The organism is Salinivibrio sp. KP-1, from assembly GCF_000968645.1.
Classification (GTDB): domain Bacteria; phylum Pseudomonadota; class Gammaproteobacteria; order Enterobacterales; family Vibrionaceae; genus Salinivibrio; species Salinivibrio siamensis.
Map to the genome: position 1 here is coordinate 1 of NZ_LAQR01000001.1, position 20325 is coordinate 20325.

General features: G+C 47.9%; 25 protein-coding genes. 20 read left to right on the top strand and 5 right to left on the bottom strand.

Features of this window, described 5'->3' with window-relative positions:
- From WN56_RS00005 to WN56_RS00030, 6 genes are all read left to right on the top strand, one after another.
- Positions 1-178 (top strand): methylated-DNA--[protein]-cysteine S-methyltransferase (locus WN56_RS00005; protein WP_046073026.1); only part of this gene is annotated, 178 nt, incomplete at its 5' end.
- Between the two features lie 17 nt (positions 179-195).
- Positions 196-414, top strand: coding sequence for a DUF6500 family protein (locus tag WN56_RS00010; protein ID WP_046073027.1), 219 nt, complete (start codon positions 196-198; stop codon positions 412-414).
- Between the two features lie 175 nt (positions 415-589).
- Positions 590-1942 carry a molecular chaperone gene (gene yegD, locus WN56_RS00015; RefSeq protein ID WP_046073028.1) on the top strand — a complete coding sequence of 451 codons (1353 nt, stop codon included), beginning with the start codon at positions 590-592 and terminating at the stop codon, positions 1940-1942.
- A 294-nt stretch (positions 1943-2236) separates the two neighbouring features.
- Complete coding sequence (locus WN56_RS00020; protein WP_046073029.1) at positions 2237-3622, top strand: DUF3137 domain-containing protein; 1386 nt, start codon at positions 2237-2239, stop codon at positions 3620-3622.
- 7 nt (positions 3623-3629) lie between these two features.
- Complete coding sequence (locus WN56_RS00025; RefSeq protein WP_046073030.1) at positions 3630-4202, top strand: LemA family protein; 573 nt, start codon at positions 3630-3632, stop codon at positions 4200-4202.
- 74 nt (positions 4203-4276) lie between these two features.
- Positions 4277-5149, top strand: a complete 873-nt coding sequence (locus WN56_RS00030; RefSeq protein WP_046073031.1) for an AraC family transcriptional regulator — start codon at positions 4277-4279, stop codon at positions 5147-5149.
- Here WN56_RS00030 and WN56_RS00035 read toward each other — a convergent pair.
- From WN56_RS00035 to WN56_RS00055, 5 genes are all read right to left on the bottom strand, one after another.
- The gene (locus tag WN56_RS00035) at positions 5111-5704 is read right to left on the bottom strand and encodes a LysE family translocator (protein ID WP_046073032.1); all 594 of its coding nucleotides are present in this window, start codon (positions 5702-5704) and stop codon (positions 5111-5113) included. The two genes, WN56_RS00030 and WN56_RS00035, sit on opposite strands and share 39 nt — an antisense overlap.
- Positions 5705-5930: 226 nt before the next feature.
- Positions 5931-7706 carry an EAL domain-containing protein gene (locus WN56_RS00040; RefSeq protein WP_052707972.1) on the bottom strand — a complete coding sequence of 592 codons (1776 nt, stop codon included), beginning with the start codon at positions 7704-7706 and terminating at the stop codon, positions 5931-5933.
- Positions 7707-7708: 2 nt separating this feature from the next.
- Positions 7709-8086 (bottom strand): response regulator, encoded by a 378-nt coding sequence (locus WN56_RS00045; RefSeq protein WP_046073033.1) that lies wholly within the window; start codon positions 8084-8086, stop codon positions 7709-7711.
- Between the two features lie 22 nt (positions 8087-8108).
- Positions 8109-9488, bottom strand: coding sequence for an ATPase domain-containing protein (locus WN56_RS00050; protein ID WP_046073034.1), 1380 nt, complete (start codon positions 9486-9488; stop codon positions 8109-8111).
- A 259-nt stretch (positions 9489-9747) separates the two neighbouring features.
- Positions 9748-10131: a hypothetical protein gene (locus tag WN56_RS00055; RefSeq protein WP_046073035.1), complete on the bottom strand. Its 384-nt coding sequence runs from the start codon at positions 10129-10131 to the stop codon at positions 9748-9750.
- Positions 10132-10371: 240 nt separating this feature from the next.
- On the opposite strand from WN56_RS00055, the gene WN56_RS00060 reads away from it, so the two are divergent.
- From WN56_RS00060 to WN56_RS00125, 14 genes are all read left to right on the top strand, one after another.
- On the top strand, positions 10372-11136 hold the full coding sequence (locus tag WN56_RS00060) for an N-acetyltransferase (protein WP_046073036.1): 765 nt from the start codon (positions 10372-10374) through the stop codon (positions 11134-11136).
- 21 nt (positions 11137-11157) lie between these two features.
- Positions 11158-11655, top strand: coding sequence for a peptide deformylase (gene def / locus WN56_RS00065; RefSeq protein ID WP_046073037.1), 498 nt, complete (start codon positions 11158-11160; stop codon positions 11653-11655).
- A 36-nt stretch (positions 11656-11691) separates the two neighbouring features.
- Entirely contained in the window at positions 11692-12270 is a 579-nt protein-coding gene (locus WN56_RS00070; RefSeq protein WP_046073038.1) for a DJ-1/PfpI family protein, read from the top strand.
- A 69-nt stretch (positions 12271-12339) separates the two neighbouring features.
- Positions 12340-12882 carry a GNAT family N-acetyltransferase gene (locus WN56_RS00075; protein WP_046073039.1) on the top strand — a complete coding sequence of 181 codons (543 nt, stop codon included), beginning with the start codon at positions 12340-12342 and terminating at the stop codon, positions 12880-12882.
- 74 nt (positions 12883-12956) lie between these two features.
- Positions 12957-15041, top strand: a complete 2085-nt coding sequence (locus WN56_RS00080) for a M13 family metallopeptidase (protein WP_197075715.1) — start codon at positions 12957-12959, stop codon at positions 15039-15041.
- Between the two features lie 80 nt (positions 15042-15121).
- A complete protein-coding gene (gene rimJ, locus WN56_RS00085; protein WP_046073040.1) occupies positions 15122-15664 on the top strand; it encodes a ribosomal protein S5-alanine N-acetyltransferase in 543 nt (180 codons plus the stop codon).
- Positions 15665-15827: 163 nt separating this feature from the next.
- Complete coding sequence (locus WN56_RS00090; protein ID WP_021022754.1) at positions 15828-16043, top strand: DUF4177 domain-containing protein; 216 nt, start codon at positions 15828-15830, stop codon at positions 16041-16043.
- On the top strand, positions 16043-16267 hold the full coding sequence (yidD, locus tag WN56_RS00095) for a membrane protein insertion efficiency factor YidD (protein WP_046073041.1): 225 nt from the start codon (positions 16043-16045) through the stop codon (positions 16265-16267). The genes WN56_RS00090 and yidD overlap by 1 nt, the downstream gene beginning before the upstream one ends.
- Positions 16267-16659: a hypothetical protein gene (locus WN56_RS00100; RefSeq protein ID WP_046073042.1), complete on the top strand. Its 393-nt coding sequence runs from the start codon at positions 16267-16269 to the stop codon at positions 16657-16659. Before yidD ends, WN56_RS00100 begins: the two co-directional genes overlap by 1 nt.
- A 108-nt stretch (positions 16660-16767) precedes the next feature.
- Complete coding sequence (locus WN56_RS00105; RefSeq protein WP_046073043.1) at positions 16768-17295, top strand: nucleotidyltransferase family protein; 528 nt, start codon at positions 16768-16770, stop codon at positions 17293-17295.
- 100 nt (positions 17296-17395) lie between these two features.
- Positions 17396-17800 carry a GNAT family N-acetyltransferase gene (locus WN56_RS00110; RefSeq protein ID WP_369795653.1) on the top strand — a complete coding sequence of 135 codons (405 nt, stop codon included), beginning with the start codon at positions 17396-17398 and terminating at the stop codon, positions 17798-17800.
- A 237-nt stretch (positions 17801-18037) separates the two neighbouring features.
- Positions 18038-18880: a delta-class carbonic anhydrase gene (locus WN56_RS00115; protein ID WP_046073045.1), complete on the top strand. Its 843-nt coding sequence runs from the start codon at positions 18038-18040 to the stop codon at positions 18878-18880.
- A 12-nt stretch (positions 18881-18892) separates the two neighbouring features.
- Positions 18893-19345, top strand: coding sequence for a GNAT family N-acetyltransferase (locus WN56_RS00120; protein WP_046073046.1), 453 nt, complete (start codon positions 18893-18895; stop codon positions 19343-19345).
- A gap of 196 nt (positions 19346-19541) precedes the next feature.
- Positions 19542-20276, top strand: coding sequence for a FadR/GntR family transcriptional regulator (locus tag WN56_RS00125; protein ID WP_046073785.1), 735 nt, complete (start codon positions 19542-19544; stop codon positions 20274-20276).
- Positions 20277-20325 lie beyond the last annotated feature (49 nt).

The window sequence follows — 20325 nt, forward strand, 5'->3', positions numbered from 1 at the left end:
ATCGATTGGTAATGAAGCCGCAGTGCGCGCGGTTGGCAATGCTAATGGCGCAAATGCGTTGGCGATCATCATTCCTTGTCACAGGGTTATCGGCACCCAAGGGGAGCTCATTGGCTATGGTGGCGGTTTGTCACTGAAAAAGCGCCTTTTAGAACTAGAGCAGAACTTATTCATTTAAGGATAGAGTAGGGGCGTATGAGAGCGGAGCTGAGAGCGAAAATCCTGGCAGTATGTGACCAAAAAATCAAAGCGAAAGGCGAGAATGTCAGCGTGTCATTTTATGCGTTCTTCAAAAATAAAAATGACGATCCAGAGCAGTTGATGGAAGCTGCAACATGGTGGATACAGACCCATCAGTTAGATCATTTTGTTAAGGCACGAGTCATCAAAGAGATGATCAAAAATAATTTATGACGGCTGCGGAAATCATGGCCTATTTTGCCGACAAGGTGTAATTCAGGTTCACAAGGATGGCACTGGGTAGCGGGGCACAGGCCCAGACAGCCAGACTGGCTTCGTCGCTCTGATGTTAGAAATCCCGCGACGGTTGAGGTAGCATTGCCGACTTTTTCAGCGGTGAGAGGCATTTATGTATATCGGCTTTGACTATGGTACAGCCAATTGTTCGGTGGCAAAGATTGAAAATGGTCAGCCGACGCTGTTACGCCTAGAAGGGGATAGCACGTTTATTCCTTCCTCCCTTGCCGCACCTACGCGCGAATCGGTGTCTGAGTATCTGTTTCGTCATCGGGGCATCAAGCCGCTAGATACGATTGGCGAGCAGATGTTGCGCCGCGCGAACCATGTAAATCGAGAGGAAAGTATTGAACTTGAGGTGGAGGACATGGCGTTTGGTCAAGCGGCGCTCGATCGCTATCTCGATGATCCGCGCGATATGTACTACGTGAAATCCCCTAAATCTTTCCTTGGCGCATCAGGTTTACGTGATGCTCAACTGCGCTTTTTTGAAGATCTCGTATGCGCAATGATGGATAACATCAAAACCCAAGCCGACCACCAAACCCAACAGAGTATCACTGATGCAGTGATCGGTCGGCCGATCAATTTTCAAGGTCGTGGAGGCGAGACGGCAAACCGCCAAGCCGAGGGTATTTTGCTCAATGCGGCTAAGCGGGCGGGTTTTAAACAGATTGAATTTCAGTTTGAACCGGTCGCTGCCGGTCTGGACTATGAAGCGACACTGAGCGAAGACCAAATTGTTCTGGTGGTCGATATCGGTGGGGGAACCACAGACTGTTCGTTGATTGAGATGGGGCCATCATGGCGCGGTAGTCGCGATCGTAGTGCAAGTTTATTAGCGCACAAAGGCCAGCGTATTGGCGGCAATGACTTAGATATTGCGTTGGCATTCAAACAAATGATGTTCCCGTTTGGGATGGGCAGCAAAATGGAATCTGGCATTGAGATGCCGATTACGCAGTTTTCCAACCCTATCGCGATTAACAACGTGCAAGCACAAAACGATTTCTATGCGTTTGAAAATTTGGCCGTGCTCAAAGGGCTGCACAAGCAAGCGCAAGAGCCACATAAACTGGCCCGTTTGCTTGAGGTCTATCACGAGTCGCTGGGTTACAACATTGTCCGTCGTGCGGAAGAGGCAAAGATTGCGTTGTCGGATCAAGCCGCATACCGAGCGGGTATTAAGCTGTTCTCCGAGCGCGTGGACGTTGATGTATCGCGCGATGACATGATTGATGCGATTGAAGCGCCCAAACGTAAGATGATCGCCTTAGTTCACGATGTGGTCGCGCAGGCCGGTGTAAAGCCTGACGTGATTTTTATGACAGGCGGCTCGGCACGCTCGCCTTTCTTGCGGGAAGCTGTACAGGCAGAGCTACCAAACATTCCTGTGGTGAGTGGCGACTACTTTGGCTCAGTCACCGCAGGCTTAGCGCGTTGGGCGGAAGTTTGCTTCAAGTAACTGTGCTTTAATGCGCCAGCTTAGCTCTTGTCGGTTGCTCACTAATACATACTGCATTGGTTAGATGTGTTGTGACATCCTTTTACCTCTACGGGTGTGATTGCTCTCGGGTATCAGATCCGTGCCCGTATTGACATGCGACTAGTACGCTAATTTATCGTGATCTTTCTCCAAAGTGTTGCACGCTTTAGCAGGCAGTCAGTTGCTTCATGGCTAGAAACGCTATTAACTACAGCCTGCTCAAATCTAATCGGCATATATGATGGTCACGTTAGTCGTCCAAGAGGAAATCGGATGCGCCACAATAGGAAAGTTTCGGAGAATATCAAAGAGCTCGAAGCAGAGCTAAACGCTGCTAAGAGCCAGGAAGACTTAGTTACATTTATTCGTAAGGTAGAAAGTCACCCTGGACCGCTTGATTATGATGATCGGCCCATTCGTGTTTTTCTCGGTGCCTGGGTATTGCTGCTTATCTATACGATATTTTTATTCGGGGCGCCCGCTCCTTTTAAGTTAGTCTTTGACCTTCCATATATTGACGATGTTTTGCAGACTGTCGTTTTCTATAGCTCTGCATGGGTGCCTGCCACTATTAATTGTTATTTGGCTAAGCGTCTGGATAAGTGGACTTGTAAAGAGTTCGGGCTCGATAAACTGTTGCCTAACCCTGATCATCGCTTTGCTTTTGCCTTTTTAGCCACCTTCATTTCTATGAGCATTTCATCGAAATTACAAACCGCCTATTGGAACTTCATGTCTTTTATTGGTTCCTCGTTTTCCTCTTACCGAACCAGTGGCGAACTTGTTGGCTTCTTTTTATTCTGTGCTGGGGTTATCTTATTTTACTGGTTCTTTTTAAGAAGGCGGCCGAACTGGCGTCGTTATATGTCAGAGCATATTATGTCTATGGGCACGTTGTTCGATAATAACTTAAAAGATCTCAGAAGAGCTTGCGGTATCCGTTATGAGCAAGTGGCTTCTCAATTTGCAGAGTTTGGCCGAGGTAACGATTATCGCGGCCTAGACAGCTTGTACCAAGGACATTACAAAGGGGAGGTACACGAGTTTGATTATCAAGTTTATCGCTTTGTGTATGTGATTAGAAAGTCAGAGACGCGCAACGATTCTAGTGGTAATACTACCTCTCGGGACGCTCGCTGCTCTTACTACCGCTATGGTTTGTTAGTACCATTTCCTTTTGCTGAGGACGTGACTATTAGCGGTGACGGTGCAGTTTCAGGTGGAGGTGGAGAATACAAAACGGCTTCTCCGGCTTTTAACCGTCAGTTTATAATTAACGCTAACGATGAATTGAGTGCAGCTCGGTTTTTGTCGCCCGCAATGGTTGAGACATTGAGTGATCTCAACGATATAGTCGAAAAGCCTGTGTTGGCTGTGAGTAATGACAACGAGCTTTGTCTGGCTTTTGACGATGGCGACATTCTTAAAACGGAGTGGCAATACGACCTAGAAAACCCCGGGGCATTTGCTGATGAAATCACCGCCCATGCTAACCTTGAAAAACTGAATAGCCTGTTAGCGATCATTCACGAGACGATGAAACTAACGGACAGCAACTTTAGTGGTGAAACGGCCCATTTTTTCCCAGATTACAATGTAAGAGAAGTGTCGTTTGACGATCTTGATGAAATAGAAAAGCTAACAACAATGGTAAGGTAAATGATAAATGGGTACCATTATACTCCTAATACTATTCACATTAATCCTACTAGCTATTTGGGCTATTAGGATTAACAACACTATTATCAGTAATTATAATGGGGTTGAACGAGCGTGGGCGTCGGTGCTGACTCAGGAGCGACAGAAGAATAAAATTATTCCCTATGTGGAACAGTTGGTAGAAGACTACAAACTACATGAGACTTCTTTGTTTACTGAGATTACGAAGTTGCGAACATCACTCGATCAGCTTTCTGACGCTCAAGTAGATACCGAGCTTTTAGAGGAGGCCGAAAAGCAGACCAGTAATTTTTTATCAGGGTTACGCGTAACGGCCGAGGCATATCCGGAGCTGAAGGCCTCTGATACATATTTAAAATTGATGGATGAGATTTCAGAGCAGCAAGAACAAGTGGGTGCGGCACTTCGTATTTTTAATCAAAATGTGGAAAGCTTTAATACAAGTATTCAAGTCTTTCCCAACTCTTTGGTAAACAAGTGGGTGAATAACAAGCAGGCTATTACGGTATTTTATGATAGCGAGGCCTCAGCAGGGTTTGAATATAAGCCTAACTTTTGACGGCTCGTGTCTTTTTGTTCTCTTGCCTGTATGGTTAGGGCACAATCAGGGATTATTTGATCAGGACGTTATCCATGGAGCAAAACGCGCGTATCGGGCCACCAGATCAACCGCTTTTTTGGCGTGATGGGCGTATGCCATATGTTGAGCTTCGTGTGGTCCAGGATGGTCGTAAAGTGTGTTATGCGCCGCATAGCCATGTTGAGTGGTCAATGGGTGCGATCATTAATGGGGAAAGCACATTTGCCTACCGTGATGACGCATATCGGGTGAATGCTGGCACCTTGGTGTTGATGAACCCACATTGGGTCCATGCATGCAATCCAATTGATAATCAACCCTGGGCATACACGATGCTCTATGTGGATAAAGATTGGTTAACGCAGCTGCGCTATGAGGCGGGTCTGCTTGAAGCTCCGCTTTGGCAAGACATAATGACAGCCACAATTAAAGACGAGAAATGGTATGTCGGCTATTGCGACATGGCGGCATGCTTACTCGACAGCACGCGAACGCTGCTTGAAAAACAATCAATTTTGGTAGAGTTTCTCACCAACATCATGACCTTGTTTTCCGGTCAGCTCAATCTATCTCGAGAAACACCAGCCCCTTTGCAAAAGGTAGCGGATTATCTGAGGGCTCAGGCTTGTGAGGATGTATCACTCGATAGCCTGTGTAATTTGGCCGGATATAGCCCTGGCCACCTTATCCGGTCTTTTAAAAAGCAGTTTGGTCTGACCCCACACGCTTACCTACTTAATTGCCGAGTTCAGCAGGGTCAGAGAGCGCTAAAACGAGGTGAATCAATCGCAGATACTGCGGTTGATGTGGGTTTTTCGGATCAATCACACTTTCAGCGGACATTTAAAAAGCTATTGGCTGCGACGCCAAATCAATATCGACGGTCACTAGTCCATCACGATAAAGACACAGCTAGCAGCAATTAAAATGGATAGTGTTCGGTTGAGGGCGACGATCACTTTCGGTTGACGGGTGTATCTTCGCAGTGTAGCGCCAGCGTAAACCCAACAGCCCAGAGAAAGCCAACATATCGGCATATACAGTGAGGCAAAAATAACCAGTTCGATAAGGTTTTCGCTGTTGGTATACGCGCTAATACCAGACACCGAGGCGAGCCAGGCTTTTGGGTTAAGCCACTGCATAGCGGCGCCAGTCATAAAACTGGGTGCTTCCGGGGCCTCATCTGTGCCTAGTTCTCCGCTATCCAAGAATAATCGAAGACTTAGATAGAGTAAGAATAGGATACCTGCCCAGCTCAATAATTGTTTAAAGCCAGAAAAAACAGAGAGAAATGAGTATAGGCCAAGCCCTATAGCGAGAAATAAGGAAATGAATCCCAGTGTTGCGCCAGTTGCAAAGACTAAGCCTTTAGGTAGGGAGTAGCGCGTACCGCTACTCAAACAAACCAAGTTCACGGGGCCTGGAGAGATAGAAGCCGCGAGCGCAAATGCCATCATGGGTACCACTAAAATATCTGCCATTGTTACAGTCCTTTGAGTATAAACATCGCCCAAAAGTGTGTAGCAAAACGGGCTGGTAGGTATTGAACAAAATTGCTTTCCTATCATTAATACACGTTAAACCAATGGCGGATGTGATCGCTCCCTAAACCTAAAAAGGCTTGCTGAGGCGTTGTTATTGAGAGCGTGCTGATTTTCAAGAGCCGCCACTGTTGTTTCAACTAAGACATTTGGCTTTGCCGTTGTTCTATTGGCTTTGCCGTTGTTCTATTGGCTTAACGTTGGTTTGTTGTTGTAGCCACGCTATTAGCTGCTCTTCCGGCATGGGCTTGGCGTAATAAAAGCCTTGGGCAATGTTAACGCCTAACTTTTTCAAATAACTGGCTTGATCCGCGGTTTCGACACCTTCGGCAATGGTTTGTAGTTTGAATGTTTTGGCCAGCCAAATAATGCTTTCAGTGATCGCGATATCATTTTCGCTGGTTAAGATGCTGTTGATGAATGAGCGATCGATTTTAAGCGTGGAAATCGGCAACGTGTGTAGGTAACTCAGCGAGGAGTAGCCCGTACCAAAGTCGTCGACAGCAATACTGAGGCCACGCTTACGTAGTTGGCTGAGTTTCTCAAGGTTCTTTGATTTAGAATGAAAGAACACGCCTTCTGTGATTTCTAGCTCTAAGTTGGGAGGAGGGATGTGATTCTTCTTTAAAATATCATCAATAAAGCTAACAAAGTCATCCTCTTCCACATCGCATGCCGTCACATTAACCGCCACGCGCTCAATGCATAATGCCTGCTCTTGCCACCGTGCCATGGTTTCACATGCCTGAATGATCACCCATCTGTCAATTTGTGTAATGAGCCCCGTTTTCTCTGCTATTGGAATAAAGTCACCCGGTGAGACGAGGTTACCATTCGGTAACCGCCATCGCACCAAGGCCTCGACACTGATCACTTTACCCGTTGCAAAGTCTATTTGCGGTTGGTACCAAAGCTCAAATTGCTGTTTGGTGATGGCTTGTCGTAGCAATGTCTCAGTCCGAATATAGCGCAGCGCATCCTGTTGAAGTCGCTTTGAATAGAAGTGAGGGGTGTTGGGGGCCTTAGTGTTGATTGCGTTAATAGCTGCATCCAGTATACGGCGAGTATTGACAGCATCATCGGGGTAATGACTCACGCCGATAGCGATATCAAGATGAATCAGGTCATGCTCAATGCTAACAGGGACACTAAGGGCACTGATCAGTTGTTGGCAGACAGATAAAGTGTGATTCAAGCTGTTTTGGCCGGGTGGGTTAACCAAGCACCAAGTATCCGTCGTGAGGCGAAAGAGCTTATCGTTATCGATAATCGCGCTGACGGCTCGTTGAGAGCATATCACCGCCGCTTGATCGAGCCCGGAATGGCCGAATGACTTAAAAACCTGATCGAGATTAATGGAAAAAACAATCACGTAAACAGGTTGATTTAATACTGACGCCGAGAGGATGGTGTCGGTGACATGCTCTATACACCGCTGCTCGTTGGGGAGACCGGTCACCCTGTCATGGGTAGCAAGATAATAAAGCTTATCGCGTTGGCTAATAGCTAAAAAACGTGCTCTAAGTAGCATCACCACGCGTTCCATAAACTCTACTTTATCAACGGGCATGGTAATAAATTCATCCACCAGTGCCAGGTAAGGGCGAAGTTTGTGTTTGAGGTCGCGCTTAGAGAGCATGAGCATCACAGGTAAAAGTGTGGGCTCGCATCGGGTCTTTTTGTCTTGCAATGCGTCTTTATACTGCTCGAGAGAGGGGATATCGATGATCGCAAGGTCAAACTCGATATTGTCTATATCACTTGGGTTTTCATAAATTCGGAAGTCGCTGCTCAGTTGTTCGCGCAGTAGCGTCAAGTTGTTGGGGTTATGGATAGCCAATAAAACGTTGGCACCCTGAATACGCTGTAATCCATCGTCTTTGCGCTCTGCTTTTTGTTCGGGGTTTACCATTATTGGTAAGGTTCTAACCGTACTGGTCATCGTTACTCCTCACCCGTGAAACCAGCAACGAGCTGCATCAAGGCCTTTTTGGCGACGGGTTTTTGCATGATGCTAACTGCGCCATATTGGGAGGCTTGGCTGGAACTTGTCAGCATTTCCTGTGGTGAGAGAACAATAAACGCGGTGTTCATCTGTTGTAGCTTTTCGCATAATCGCCACACGTTAGCGCCAAATCCGCTGGTGTCGACTAGGGCAAGCTTTTTACCGCTAATCGCCGCTGCAGCTTGCATATCGGCTTCGCTATTCAAAGGTCGACAATGATAACCCGCCTCTTCAAGAGAATCGGCCAACACTTTTCGGTTACCCGATGATTTCACGCACAAAAAAACCGTTAATGACGCCGCGTTTTTATTCGTCACCTCGCTTACCTCTTGTCCAAATTCAAACAGCTACGGCTTGCACTTTATCGGGGCCGATCAGGTACTGATAAGGCTTGCGATCAAAATCACTCAATCGTTTCTTCATCACCGAAATCTGTGAATGCGTGGTATCGTCCGCATAGTAAGACAGGGAAATAATCGTATCCGACAAGTAGCTGATGCCTTTTTCAGAAATGCTGTCTTCGCCGTAAAGCGCAAACGTTTCGTTTACCAGGATCACCGAAACATTGATTCTCGATAAGCCTTTTGCGAGGGCATGCAAACGGTTTTGAATCGATTCCTCGCGCAAGGTCAGTTTAAAACCGGCTGTACTATCAAGCACCACCAGGCGAGTGTTATTTTGAACAACATCCTTGTACACCTTGGCTGCAAACTCATCGGCTAAATATTGCAAAGGCTCGATCTGTTCGATGGTTAAACATCCTGCCTCCGCTTGGTGTTGCAGTGTGATGTTGAGTTGTCGTGCCCGGTGAAGGTATGAGGAGATTTCTTCCTCGAATAGGTAGATATTTACGTGACCTAGACTATGGCTATATTGCTCGGCAATACAGCTGCTTAAGGTCGACTTTCCAATGCCAGATGGGCCGGTGATCATCGTCACTGTCCCCATCTCTAGTCCACCGCCAAGCAGATTGTCGATAGATGCAATGCCCGTCGAGGTGGGTTCAAATCGTCCTGGTACCAGTTCTTCGTTAGGAGGAAGTGGCCGTGGGAACACTTCAACCCCGTGAGCGCCATTGCGCATCTGATGACAGCCCTTCAAAAAATCAGACCCACGGAATTTTTCTACACAGAGTTCTTGCCCCATCGGGGTTTGACTCAGTGAGATCACGCCATCGGATAAAAAGCGTAAGTCGTCATCGGGCGAGGAGTCACTGTGTTCTGACGTGAACAAAACGGTGGCGCCACGTTCGGTGAGATAATGGATAAACGACAGTACCTCTTTACGATACTGAAAAACATCTGCGGTGAGAAAGCGCAAGTGGGTAAAGGAGTCGACAAAGACTCGAGTCGGTTTGAGTGTTTCCACCGTTTCGACGATGGCCTTGGTGACAGGCTCATGCTCTACGTCGTTGGAGGCGAATATGTCATAAGATTCGTTCTCCTTAAAAAACGTTTCGTCTGGCGCCAAGCTAAGAAAGGTGATGTTCGCAACGTCAATGCCAATCGCTGTCGCGTTGGTTTTGAGCTGATCCTCTGCCTCTTGAAAGCCAATAAACAAACTCTCGCCTTCTCGTGACGCCGCAGAGAGAAACTGTAAGCCTGTGGTTGTTTTACCTAAACCTGGCCCACCTCTCACCAATACCGCCGTTGAGGGGAGGAAGCCGCCATTCAAGACTTGATCCAGTCCAGGAATCCCTGAGGAGACTCTCTCTTTCATGTTGCTTCCCCCTATTATGCTTATTCGTATTAGGCCTAGCCTACCCAAAAGCACCTATAAAGATGCTTTTTAGGCATTACCGCCTAAAAAGGTAGTAGAGGTAAGAGCCACTGTCATGGCGGCTGTAAGAAAAAGCAGCATTTACGCCTCAAAACGCCTAGAATGCAGTACGCTGTGCGTTTGCTGCCGCAACACCTGTGGTGCAATGGAGAATCATCATTAATAGGAACCCATCTTCGCGAACACTTCCGTATTTTTATTAGAAATCATGCACCAAGGTAGGGGTATTGGCGCGAAATAGCTTGGTCAGAACAGATTTATATTGCCAACCGAGTGTGAGCAATCGCCTCGCTAGGCAAAGGTTTTGGATGGTGGCGACTTCAATGCCGCGGTAGTGATGCGGATGCGCTTGAATATAATCGATAAACGCCGTCAGTACCCCTTGGCCGCGCACGCTGGGGGCAAATTGTAGCGAAACAATCGATAATCGCTGACTTCCGATCGGACAGTGAACCAGACAATAGCCGAGTGGGTGCTTGATAGCGGTGGAGAGCTCTGGAAAAGCGCGCGTTTGGTGACGTTGGGCTAATCGGTCATAGCCTTGGCATAGATGGTCAAGTAATTGCCGAGCGTTATCATCCATCGATGTGTCTCTGGAGAGGCCGAAACGTAGCCACCATATTAAAGACTTTATTTTTTCGAAAAACAGAAAGGTCCAAGCCACGTATTTGCCTCTTTTACTCGCGTTTTAGAGAGATAAAAAGCAAGCTTGGCGATTAGGCTGTCATAAAATTGATGGCTTTGTGACCAAGTTGGAGTCATCACCCATGCGGTTACGGTAGGTTAAAAGGTATACCATCAATACACCTGTGTGGAGGTGAATATGGCCTACCTAACCTTAACCCCAGAAACCTTGGATGATGCGCATATCTGCTGTGCGTTCTCGGATAAAAAATGCCAAGCCAGTTATCAGGCGAAAAAGCAGTGGCTAAAGCAGGAGCATCAGCACGGATACCGTTTTCGCCGTTTGGATGAACGCGCCAAAGTCTTCATCGAATATGGCCCAGCAGAGACCGCTTGGCAGCCCATACAAGCGGATGGTTATCTGGCATTGGGTTGCTTTTGGGTCTCTGGGAAATACAAAGGACATGGACACGGCAAGCAACTGTTAGCTGACGCCATTGAAGCGGCTAAGCAGCAAAACAAGCAAGGCCTAGTCGCTGTGGTCGGTAAAAAGAAATACCACTTTATGAGCGATACAAAATGGTTAAAAGGCCAAGGCTTCAACGTGGCAGATGAAGCTCCTAATGGCTTTGTGCTGTTGTATTATCCGTTGAATGACGCGGCTGAAATACCGCAGTTTCGGGCATCCGTTCATACCGCTAAGGTATCAACCGAAGGGTGTGTGGCGTATTACTCCCATCGTTGTCCTTATGCGGAATACCATGTGCTGAACTCGTTACAACAAAGCTGTGCGCAGCGCGGTATCCCGCTTGAAGTACATCATTTAGAGACATTGAGCCAAGCACAAGCATGTCCTTCACCGGCCACCATTTTCAGTTTGTATTATCAGGGCGAGTTTATCACTACCGATATCAGTGCCTGTATGGAGAGCCGCTTTGATAAGTTTATTCCTCATCATCCTTAACCTGTGAAATAGATAGCCCGTATGTTAGAAATCATTACCGCGCCAGACCCAAGGCTGGCCATAAAAGCAGAGCCAGTCTCGGATATTACCGCCGTACAGACGTTAATTGATGATATGCTTGAGACGTTATATGCCACTGACAACGGTATTGGATTGGCTGCCACGCAAGTGGGTCGTAAAGAGGCGATTGTCGTCATCGATATTTCTGAACGCCGGGATGACCCTTTAGTGCTCATTAACCCGGTGGTTGTATCTGGCGTTGACAAAGCCATGGGTCAGGAGGGTTGTTTATCCGTGCCCGGCTATTATGCAGATGTCGAGCGATACTCGTCTGTTGTGGTGTCGGCCCTTGATCGCAATGGTCAATCGATCACGATAGAGCGCGATGATTTTCTTGCCATTGTTATGCAGCATGAAATCGACCACTTATCTGGAAACCTTTTTATCGATTATCTCTCGCCATTAAAACGACAAATGGCCTTAAAAAAGGTGAAGAAGTACTTAAAACAGAGCGCTTAGTAGAATCTTAAACTTACATGGATGTAAGAGCAAACGATGAATATTGGTATTTATGTGTATGAGCACGCAGAGGTGCTCGATTTTGCTGGCCCCTTTGAGGTGTTTAGCACCGCAAAACGTTTGGGAGCGGACAGTTGGCAGGTTGGACTGGTTGCTGAACAAGACATACCTTTGCTAGCGCGCGGCGGCTTGCGTATCGTGCCGGATTATCATCTCGCCAACCATCCCACGCTTGATGTGCTGCTGGTTGTCGGCGGCGTTCACCATGAGCAAGTTACTAACCCGTCGGTGATCGATTGGGTGAAGCAACAAGATGCAATCACTCGATGCACGGCTTCTGTCTGTACGGGGGCGTTCATACTGGCAAAGGCCGGGCTACTCGATGGTCGAAAAGTGATCACGCATTGGGAAGACATGGACGACCTCAGCCGTGCTTATCCGCCATTAAGTGTGGTATCAGGTAAGCGCTGGGTGAGGGATGGAAAATATCTTACCTCCGCGGGCATATCTGCGGGTATTGATATGAGTTTGCAGTTGGTGGCTGATCTGCACAGCGAAGATTTAGCCTTGCGCGTTGCCAAGCAAATGGATTACCACTGGCAGCGAAACGAGTAGTATGCAGTTTGGATAAGGTACGTAGCGCGATAATAATCACTGTATGCGCTGATAGAATAGGAATTGAGCATGTTCCCAGCCACATGGCGCTCTAAGCGTTTGTGTTTTAGTCCGTTTGAATATTGCGATGCAAAGCGTGTCAAAGCGATGTTTGAGCAAAATCAGCATCTGCAATATCAAGATCCCACGTTTAAACCTTGGTCGTTATCCACCTACCAATCATTGATTGCCGACAGTGCGGAGAAAAAAGCGCCTGATGTGGAAGAGGCGTTTTATCTTCGTCGTATTCAGACCCAGGACGGTAAAGATATCGGCTATTTGCAAATCTCGCTCAATGCACCTGACACACAGAGTGTTTGGCTGCCCATGCTCACTATTTCTCCAAGATATCAAAAACATGGCTATGGCAGCGAAGCGGTTGCGAGCGTGATTGAAACCGTGCAAGCTTATGGGGACTATCGACGCATGGGGGTGAATGTTTATGCCGAAAACATTCGCGCGTTTCGATTCTGGTATCAGCAAGGGTTTTGTCGTATCACCCATTTTGAACCCGAGCAAGACGAGGGGCGTGATTATCACTGTGTGGTGCTCTATCGAGACCTTATGTCGTGAACAGCGCATGTCTTTTCGGGAATCGACAAGATTACGTCGCTTAAGCCATGTTATGGAAGGAATTAGGTAAACGAATGATGAACAAAAAAACAGTCAATCGAGTGCGATTAAAACGCGCCGCGATGGGTGTCGCGCTTGCACTAGGTGTGATGAGCTTGGTGCCTGGCCAGGTGTACGCTGCTGACACCACACACGCTGAAGTGCAGCGCGAATCAGGTCTGTATCTACAAGACTTTGATCGTTCGGTTCGCCCGCAAGATAACTTGTTTCGTCACGTCAATGGCACTTGGTACGATCAAACCCAAATTCCCAGTGATATGTCCAGCTACGGTGCGTTCCGTATCTTGGCTGAAGAAAATGAAAAGCGATTGAAAGGGATCATTGATGAGCTGGTGGCGCGTGATGATCTCAAGCCTGGCTCCAACGAGCAAAAGCTACGTGATTTTTATCTTAGCTATATGGACCAAGATAAAATTGATGCCTTGGGGATGACGCCAATCAAACCTGAGCTCGATCGTATTGCCGCGATTTCCTCGAAGCCTGCGCTGATTTATGCGATGGCCGATTTGCGACAAGTTGGCGTTGGGATCCCGTTTAGTTTTTATGCGTGGGCCGATGCGAAAAATCCGGACTATAACGCCCTGTATCTGAGCCAAAGCGGGTTGGGGTTGCCGGATAGAGACTATTATTTCCGCGACACCGAGGATGCTGAGCGTATTCGCACCGCTTATAAACGCTATCTCGAAGACATGCTGCGCTTAGCGGGTTACGATCAGGCCAAGCAACGCGCTGCCCGTATTTATCAGTTAGAAAAAACGCTGGCAGAACACCACTGGACACGCGCTAAACGTCGTGACGCGCAAGCAACCTATAACAAAATGCCGATTGAGGCGCTCAATCAGTTGATGGGCGGGTTTGATTATGCACGTTTTGCCAAACGCGCGGGTATCGACAAAGCCGATGAGGTTGTGGTGCGCATGCCATCTTATTTTGAGGCGCTAGGGCAGGTGTTTGAGCAAACCAGCCTGCAAGCGTGGCAAGATTATCTCACCATTCGTACCCTCAATGCCTTTGCACCGCGCCTTAACCATGAGCTGGTTGAACGTCAATTTGCGTTCTACTCCAAAACCCTCAATGGTATTCCTGAACAGCGTGACCGCTGGAAGCGGGGAGTACAAGCCACCGAAGGGGTGTTGGGTGAAGCGCTCGGCCAAGAATATGTCGCGCGCTACTTTCCACCGCAAGCCAAAGCGCGTATGGAAACCATGATTGATAACCTGCGTGCTGCGTTTAAAGACTCGATTGAATCGTTAACCTGGATGAGTGATGAAACCAAAGCGAAAGCGTTGGATAAGCTGAGTAAATTCACGCCCAAAATCGGCTACCCAGAGCAATGGGAAGATTACAGCGCGCTGACCATCAACGCCGATGACTTGATTGGCAATAGCAAACGTGCCGCACGCTGGGGCTATCAAGATATGCTGTCGCGGATTGGTGCGCCGGTTGATCGCAAAGAGTGGGGCATGACCTCGCAAACGGTCAACGCCTATTACAGCCCAACCGCCAACGAGATTGTGTTCCCCGCCGGGATTTTACAACCGCCGTTTTTTGATATGAATGCGGATGACGCCGTGAACTATGGCGGTATCGGTGCAGTGATTGGTCATGAAATGGGGCACGGTTTTGATGATCAGGGCTCGCGTTATGATGGGGATGGTAACCTTGCAAATTGGTGGACAGATGAGGATCGCGCGCGCTTTGATGCTCGCACCCAAAAGCTCGCTGAGCAATTTAGCCAGTTTGAGCCTTTGCCGGGCTTGTTCATTGACGGCAAAGTGTCCTTGGGCGAGAACATTGGTGATTTAGTCGGTTTGACCACCGCCTTCCGCGCTTATCAAAAATCGTTGCACGGTGAACCGTCTCCTGTGATGGACGGGTATACCGGCGAGCAGCGATTCTTCCTCAGCTGGGGGCAGATATGGAAAATGAAAATGCGTGAAGATGCGCTGCGTGAGCGCGTGTCACTGGGCCCGCATGCGCCACCAAAGTATCGAGTGCTCGGTGCGCCGCGTAATGTGCCTGCGTTCTATGAAGCCTTTGATATTAAAGAAGGGGATGGCATGTATTTACCCGAAGATCAGCGGGTGAATATCTGGTAGTCTCTGATGCCGCCTCCAAGGCGGCATTTTTTATAGAATTTAGTACTGTCCGTCGCGCCAATCGATGCAAGGAGGCACAAGTGCTAAGCACGCCAAGGACGAAATTAGTTTTACTTCCCCCAGAAAAAGCCGACCTGATGGCGCAGTTTTATCAGCGAAATCGTGCTCACCTTTCCCCATGGGAGCCCATACGTCCTGCTGCATTTTACCGCGAAGACTATTGGCAGCGTGCGCTGCAAGAGGCGAAAGACTTGTTTCAACAGCAGCAAGCCTTCAAGTTTGTGATTTTGCATCATGAACGGGACGATGTAATAGGGGTGTGCAATTTCACCAACGTGATTCACGGCGCCTTTCAAGCGTGTCTTTTAGGTTATGCCGCTGACAAGCATTATCAAGGCCAGGGCTACATGCACGAAGCCATCCAAGCAGGCATCCGTTTTGTGTTTGAGCAGGTTGGGTTGCACCGTGTGATGGCCAACTATATACCCGACAATACGCGTAGTGAACGGCTACTTACCAAGCTGGGGTTTGAGCGCGAAGGCTATGCTCGCCGTTACCTCAAAATCAACGGCCGTTGGCAAGACCATGTGCTAACCGCGAAACTCAATCCTTTGGTTGAATAATGGATCACGTGATACACGAATGTGGAATTGCTTCAAAATTTTTGCTGACGAGAAATAACGATTTTGAATCGAAGCCGTTTTTCTCCGAGAATACCCAGATCCGTCCAAAAGATGACGGCAACTGTTATCTGGACAGGTATGCCATTCAAGGTGAGGAAAATAGATGAGTAAGTTTACCGAGTATAAAGTCGTTCATATTGTTGAAGGTGGCTGCGGCACCTTGCTACTGGGCTCAAGTGGATTACCGTTGCAACGCTTAGAAGCAGAGCTAAACCAGTATGCACAAGACGGCTGGCAGGTTGTTTTTCAAGTTATTGAAAAGAAACGTTATATGCTATTCTGGCAACGTGAAGCGGTGATTGTGACTTTGGGTCGCTAATGCTCAAGTATTTGTCGCTCTCTTTGATCCACCGCTATCAAGCAAACGGTGGATCAAAGAAACTGTTTAATATTGAGTGTAACTTCGAGCCGACGTGCTCGGAGTATACACGCCAAGCCATCGAAAAATACGGCGCAATCCGTGGCTGGCAACTTGGTTTGGCGCGCATTCGCCGCTGCAATAACCCCAATGCGCTAGAAAAAATTTACGATGAGGTGCCTTAATGCGTTTTACCCAACCAATAGAAGCGCTAGAAGCACAAGAGGTCGAACTTAAGCAACAGGTAAATGGCTTAACTCAAAGCCAGAAAAAACGCTTTTTTGCCGAGCAATCAAGACAGCTTAAAGATCCCGATACTTACGCGGCGCTGAATTGGGGATTCTTAGGGGGGATACATCATCTTTACTTGCGAAAGTATGGGTTGTTTGTCGTAGAATGTACGCTGTTGGTCATCGCCATTATCGGCTTAGTACTGAATCAGCCTTATTTTGGTTTGATTTTGGCGGGTTTAGTGCTATTTGAATTACCACAGCTGTTTTTTGCCCAGAAGATTGCCAGGCAGTACAACTACCATGTATCACGTGAAATATTTGAAGACATCCGCCGCGGTGGTTAACCCATGAAGCGTCGTCGGATCCGTAAACGTCATCAGCACCAGTTCTTTTTATGCCAGAAGACATACCGACGCGCCTTGATTGACTTGATTGAGGCAGATCTTGTTAGGATGCGTGCACTTCGCTGTGTTCAAGCCTTAAACCTCCCTCAGTGTTATATTGCCGCTGGATTTATCCGTAATTTGGTGTGGGATGCGCTTCACAAGTACTCGTCGAGTACACTTAACGATATTGATGTTGTCTTCTACGATCCTGAAGATACCAGTACAGAACGCGAACAATATTTAGAGCAGCTACTGCAAAAGACCATGCCAGAAATGACTTGGCAGGTACGTAACCAGGCGCGAATGCACGAGAAACACCAAGATCCTCCTTATGCAAGTACACTGGATGCGATGCGCTTTTGGCCAGAGAAAGAAACCGCGATTGCTGTTCGCCTTGATATGAACCAACGCTGCGAAGTCATCGCTGCCTTTGGGGTTCAATCTTTGTTTGAATTGAAGCTTAGCCATAATCCTGCCCGCCCATGGCAAGTGTTTCAGCAGCGCCTTGATGATAAACAATGGTTAACGCATTGGCCCAAACTTACAGTCACTACTCAGTGTTCTGTGGCTGCGAAGCCAATAGAGCACGAGTAAGCGCCAATAGGGTGCGCATGGGCACAGATTGTCCCTACTACACAGGGCATAATATGCCGTGTGTTGAACAGTATGGATAGCTAAGCCAATGAAATACCGCATGGATGCGAGCCCGAGTGACGACGATGTCGCTGCCATTCAACAGCAGCTACAGCAAAGCAACGCCCCTTTTTTGGCTGGCCTTTCTGAAGGCTCTCTTGCCGGTTATGCTTACAATGATAACGATGAACGCATCGGCGGGGTTGTGGCGAATACATGGGGGCAATGGCTATTGATTAAATACCTTTGGGTCGATGACGCCTTCCGTCATCGCCACGTGGGGAGCCATTTATTGAGTAATTTGGAAGAGTACGCCAAGGCGTCGGGCTGCAAAATGGCGTTTGTTGATACCTTAAGCTTCCAAGCCAAACCTTTCTACGAAAAGCATGGCTATCAATGTCAGATGACATTGGATGACTACCCGTTGAATCACGCCTTACACTTTATGACCAAACCGCTTAGTTGATTGACGCACTGAGTTAATCTTGGCTTTAGAAGCCAAGAGGGGCGGGCTTATTCGTTGTCAAAGGCGCAGTGACCTCTCACCGTTACTCGCAAGTCTATGGTTTTCTGCATTTTTCAGTGATAGCGATTCCAAAATCGTTCTTTAACCTGACCGTTACACACTTTTTTACGAGAGAGATCAATATACTAGCGTTCAGTGCGAATAGACTCGCGGGTTTTGACTGATATAAAAAGGCCTATGAAAACGTTACTTTCTCTTGCCTCCTTGTCGCTAGGCATACTCGTTACCTCTACATCATTAGCAGTGTCCGATACGAGCGACGAAATCACCAAACAGCGTAATGCGCTTGCGCACGCGATTCAAGATAAAGGGTTTGGCCCCCAATCGCCGCGTGATATTGATGCCATTCACGGTACCAACCCGCAGCAATTTAGCTATGCACCGCCAGCGCAATCGATGAATCTCTGTAATATCCACTTCCATAAAAATGCAGAGCACAAAGGCGGGGAGTTCACGCGTTTCGCAGGGGCTGGGGACGGTCACGGCTATCACAGTGGCTACCTGTATTCAGGTGCTTTATCGGACAGTGAACGCGCGTCTTACGACCAGCCCGTCTGTGCAAGCCAGCATCAATCTGTCAGCGTTGGGGACACGCTGGAGCTGCATTACGTCTACAGTTCCGCCTCTGTGGCGCCTGGACCAACACTTGGCGCGTGCCTGAGTGAGGCGACCCATAACCCGCAGTTACGTGTTGAGGCACAAGTGTTGGTTGTGGTTAATGATCCCAATGCGAGTGACTTTGCTCAGCTTGCTAAAGTGGCTCAACGTAAAGGGCGTTACCAAGCGATCAATTTACCAGAAGATAGCGGTCACCCCGTCACTTACTTAGGCTCAACTACAGGACCAGGCTATAACCAAAAAGGCTCTCCTTTCCAAGTTACATGGCGTGTCCGTCCACACGTCAAGAAAGTTGATATTGCTAGTGTGCAGCGCTGGTGCCACGCGAATGTATTTGATGAGCATCATGCCCACGGTGTAAGGAATCTCGTGATCAACCCTGCACTGCTGTCAGGCCGATAATCAGGAGGAACCATGGTATCGACTTCCGAGACGTCACTTCGTTTACGTCGTATGCGACCAGCGGACACAGATGTCGTGCTTGATATCTGGTTAAACGCGTCATTAACCGCGCATGACTTTATCAGCGAGGACTTTTGGTACCAACAGCGCGAGGCGATGCGATCAGCCTATTTACCGATGGCGGAAGTATGGGTCGCTGAGCGAGAAGGGCTTATTGAGGGTTTTTATGCGCTTCATGACCATACATTAGCGGCGATTTTTGTGTCACCTAACAAGCAGGGACAAGGTGTGGGCAGTCAGTTGTTGATGCATGCTAAGCAACAAAAAACCGTCATTGATTTGACCGTTTACCAGAAAAACAAAGCTAGTTATGCCTTTTATCAGCGTCATGGATTTGTGGTCGACCGCGAGCAAACCGATCCCCATACGGGTGAACGAGAGTGGCGAATGGTTTACCAAAGTTAGTTGCCGTTTATATCATGTAAAAATCCCGCTTCGGTGAAAGCCAAGCGGGATTTTTTGTTTTTATCAATTATATCAATACCATACTGGTCTTTCCTGTGATATTTAATGGTCGTACCAAAAGAAGAGTCGCTAGAGGGCATTTGACTTTATAATGCAAAAATTGCTAGTTTGGTATTACCAAATCAAAGGGGTAACCATGACGACATCCACCAGTAGCCTGTTTCACCCGGTCCAAATGGGCCGAGCGAGTGAAGATGTAGCATTGCAAATCGAGTCGGCGATTTTGTCTGAGGCGTTAAAGCCGGGGGATAAATTGCCCAGTGAGCGTGAACTGCAGCAACAATTTGGTACTGGCCGTGGTGTGGTGCGAGAAGCCATTCAGTCACTCAAGCAAAAAGGCTTGATTGAAATCCGTAAAGGCCAAAAAGGTGGTGCGGTAGTACGTCAGGTTGATGTGCATAACATTAGTGAATCACTGGCGCTATTTCTCAAGCAAAGCCATGTACAAGCAGACAAGGTGGCGGAGTTTCGTGAAACCGTTGATCAAAGCCTGGTGTTGCTCGCCATTAGCCGTGGTACCGACTCGCAAAAACAACAGCTCAGTGAAAGCGTCACAGAGCTTGCGGCACTCGCCGCTGAAGAGAATCCGGATTTGGATCGCTTAGGAGAGCTCGATCGCGCACTGAACCTGCTGATTGCTGCGATGTCAGGCAACCCGATTTTTGAATGGGTGATGCATGCTATCCAGCAAGGGTTTAGTTCGCACGATTACGCCCTTTATCAGGCGGCAAAATATCGTCGCCAAACCGTGGAAAACTGGCAACAGACCGTTAACCACATTATCGCTGCCGAGCCGTTTAAGGCGCAGGCAACGATTAGCCACCACTATCGGTTGCTACAACAATGCATTGATGAACAAACATCAAGCTAATTATAAAATTTCAAAAAGGAAACCTCTACACAATCATACCCATTACCTG

Excerpts from the sequence above, each read along its gene's own strand:
- WN56_RS00090 (WP_021022754.1), top strand. The coding sequence starts at position 15,828 with ATGAGTAAGTTTACCGAGTATAAAGTCGTTCATATTGTTGAAGGTGGC.
- WN56_RS00110 (WP_369795653.1), top strand. The coding sequence starts at position 17,396 with ATGGATGCGAGCCCGAGTGACGACGATGTCGCTGCCATTCAACAGCAG.
- yidD (WP_046073041.1), top strand. The coding sequence starts at position 16,043 with ATGCTCAAGTATTTGTCGCTCTCTTTGATCCACCGCTATCAAGCAAAC.
- WN56_RS00030 (WP_046073031.1), top strand. The coding sequence starts at position 4,277 with ATGGAGCAAAACGCGCGTATCGGGCCACCAGATCAACCGCTTTTTTGG.
- WN56_RS00120 (WP_046073046.1), top strand. The coding sequence starts at position 18,893 with ATGGTATCGACTTCCGAGACGTCACTTCGTTTACGTCGTATGCGACCA.
- WN56_RS00080 (WP_197075715.1), top strand. The coding sequence starts at position 12,957 with ATGATGAACAAAAAAACAGTCAATCGAGTGCGATTAAAACGCGCCGCG.
- WN56_RS00105 (WP_046073043.1), top strand. The coding sequence starts at position 16,768 with ATGCGTGCACTTCGCTGTGTTCAAGCCTTAAACCTCCCTCAGTGTTAT.
- def (WP_046073037.1), top strand. The coding sequence starts at position 11,158 with ATGTTAGAAATCATTACCGCGCCAGACCCAAGGCTGGCCATAAAAGCA.
- WN56_RS00055 (WP_046073035.1), bottom strand. The coding sequence starts at position 10,131 with ATGGATGATAACGCTCGGCAATTACTTGACCATCTATGCCAAGGCTAT.
- WN56_RS00020 (WP_046073029.1), top strand. The coding sequence starts at position 2,237 with ATGCGCCACAATAGGAAAGTTTCGGAGAATATCAAAGAGCTCGAAGCA.
- WN56_RS00050 (WP_046073034.1), bottom strand. The coding sequence starts at position 9,488 with ATGAAAGAGAGAGTCTCCTCAGGGATTCCTGGACTGGATCAAGTCTTG.
- WN56_RS00060 (WP_046073036.1), top strand. The coding sequence starts at position 10,372 with ATGGCCTACCTAACCTTAACCCCAGAAACCTTGGATGATGCGCATATC.
- WN56_RS00125 (WP_046073785.1), top strand. The coding sequence starts at position 19,542 with ATGACGACATCCACCAGTAGCCTGTTTCACCCGGTCCAAATGGGCCGA.
- WN56_RS00010 (WP_046073027.1), top strand. The coding sequence starts at position 196 with ATGAGAGCGGAGCTGAGAGCGAAAATCCTGGCAGTATGTGACCAAAAA.
- WN56_RS00040 (WP_052707972.1), bottom strand. The coding sequence starts at position 7,706 with ATGACCAGTACGGTTAGAACCTTACCAATAATGGTAAACCCCGAACAA.
- WN56_RS00035 (WP_046073032.1), bottom strand. The coding sequence starts at position 5,704 with ATGGCAGATATTTTAGTGGTACCCATGATGGCATTTGCGCTCGCGGCT.
- yegD (WP_046073028.1), top strand. The coding sequence starts at position 590 with ATGTATATCGGCTTTGACTATGGTACAGCCAATTGTTCGGTGGCAAAG.
- WN56_RS00115 (WP_046073045.1), top strand. The coding sequence starts at position 18,038 with ATGAAAACGTTACTTTCTCTTGCCTCCTTGTCGCTAGGCATACTCGTT.
- WN56_RS00025 (WP_046073030.1), top strand. The coding sequence starts at position 3,630 with ATGGGTACCATTATACTCCTAATACTATTCACATTAATCCTACTAGCT.
- WN56_RS00070 (WP_046073038.1), top strand. The coding sequence starts at position 11,692 with ATGAATATTGGTATTTATGTGTATGAGCACGCAGAGGTGCTCGATTTT.
- WN56_RS00100 (WP_046073042.1), top strand. The coding sequence starts at position 16,267 with ATGCGTTTTACCCAACCAATAGAAGCGCTAGAAGCACAAGAGGTCGAA.
- WN56_RS00075 (WP_046073039.1), top strand. The coding sequence starts at position 12,340 with ATGTTCCCAGCCACATGGCGCTCTAAGCGTTTGTGTTTTAGTCCGTTT.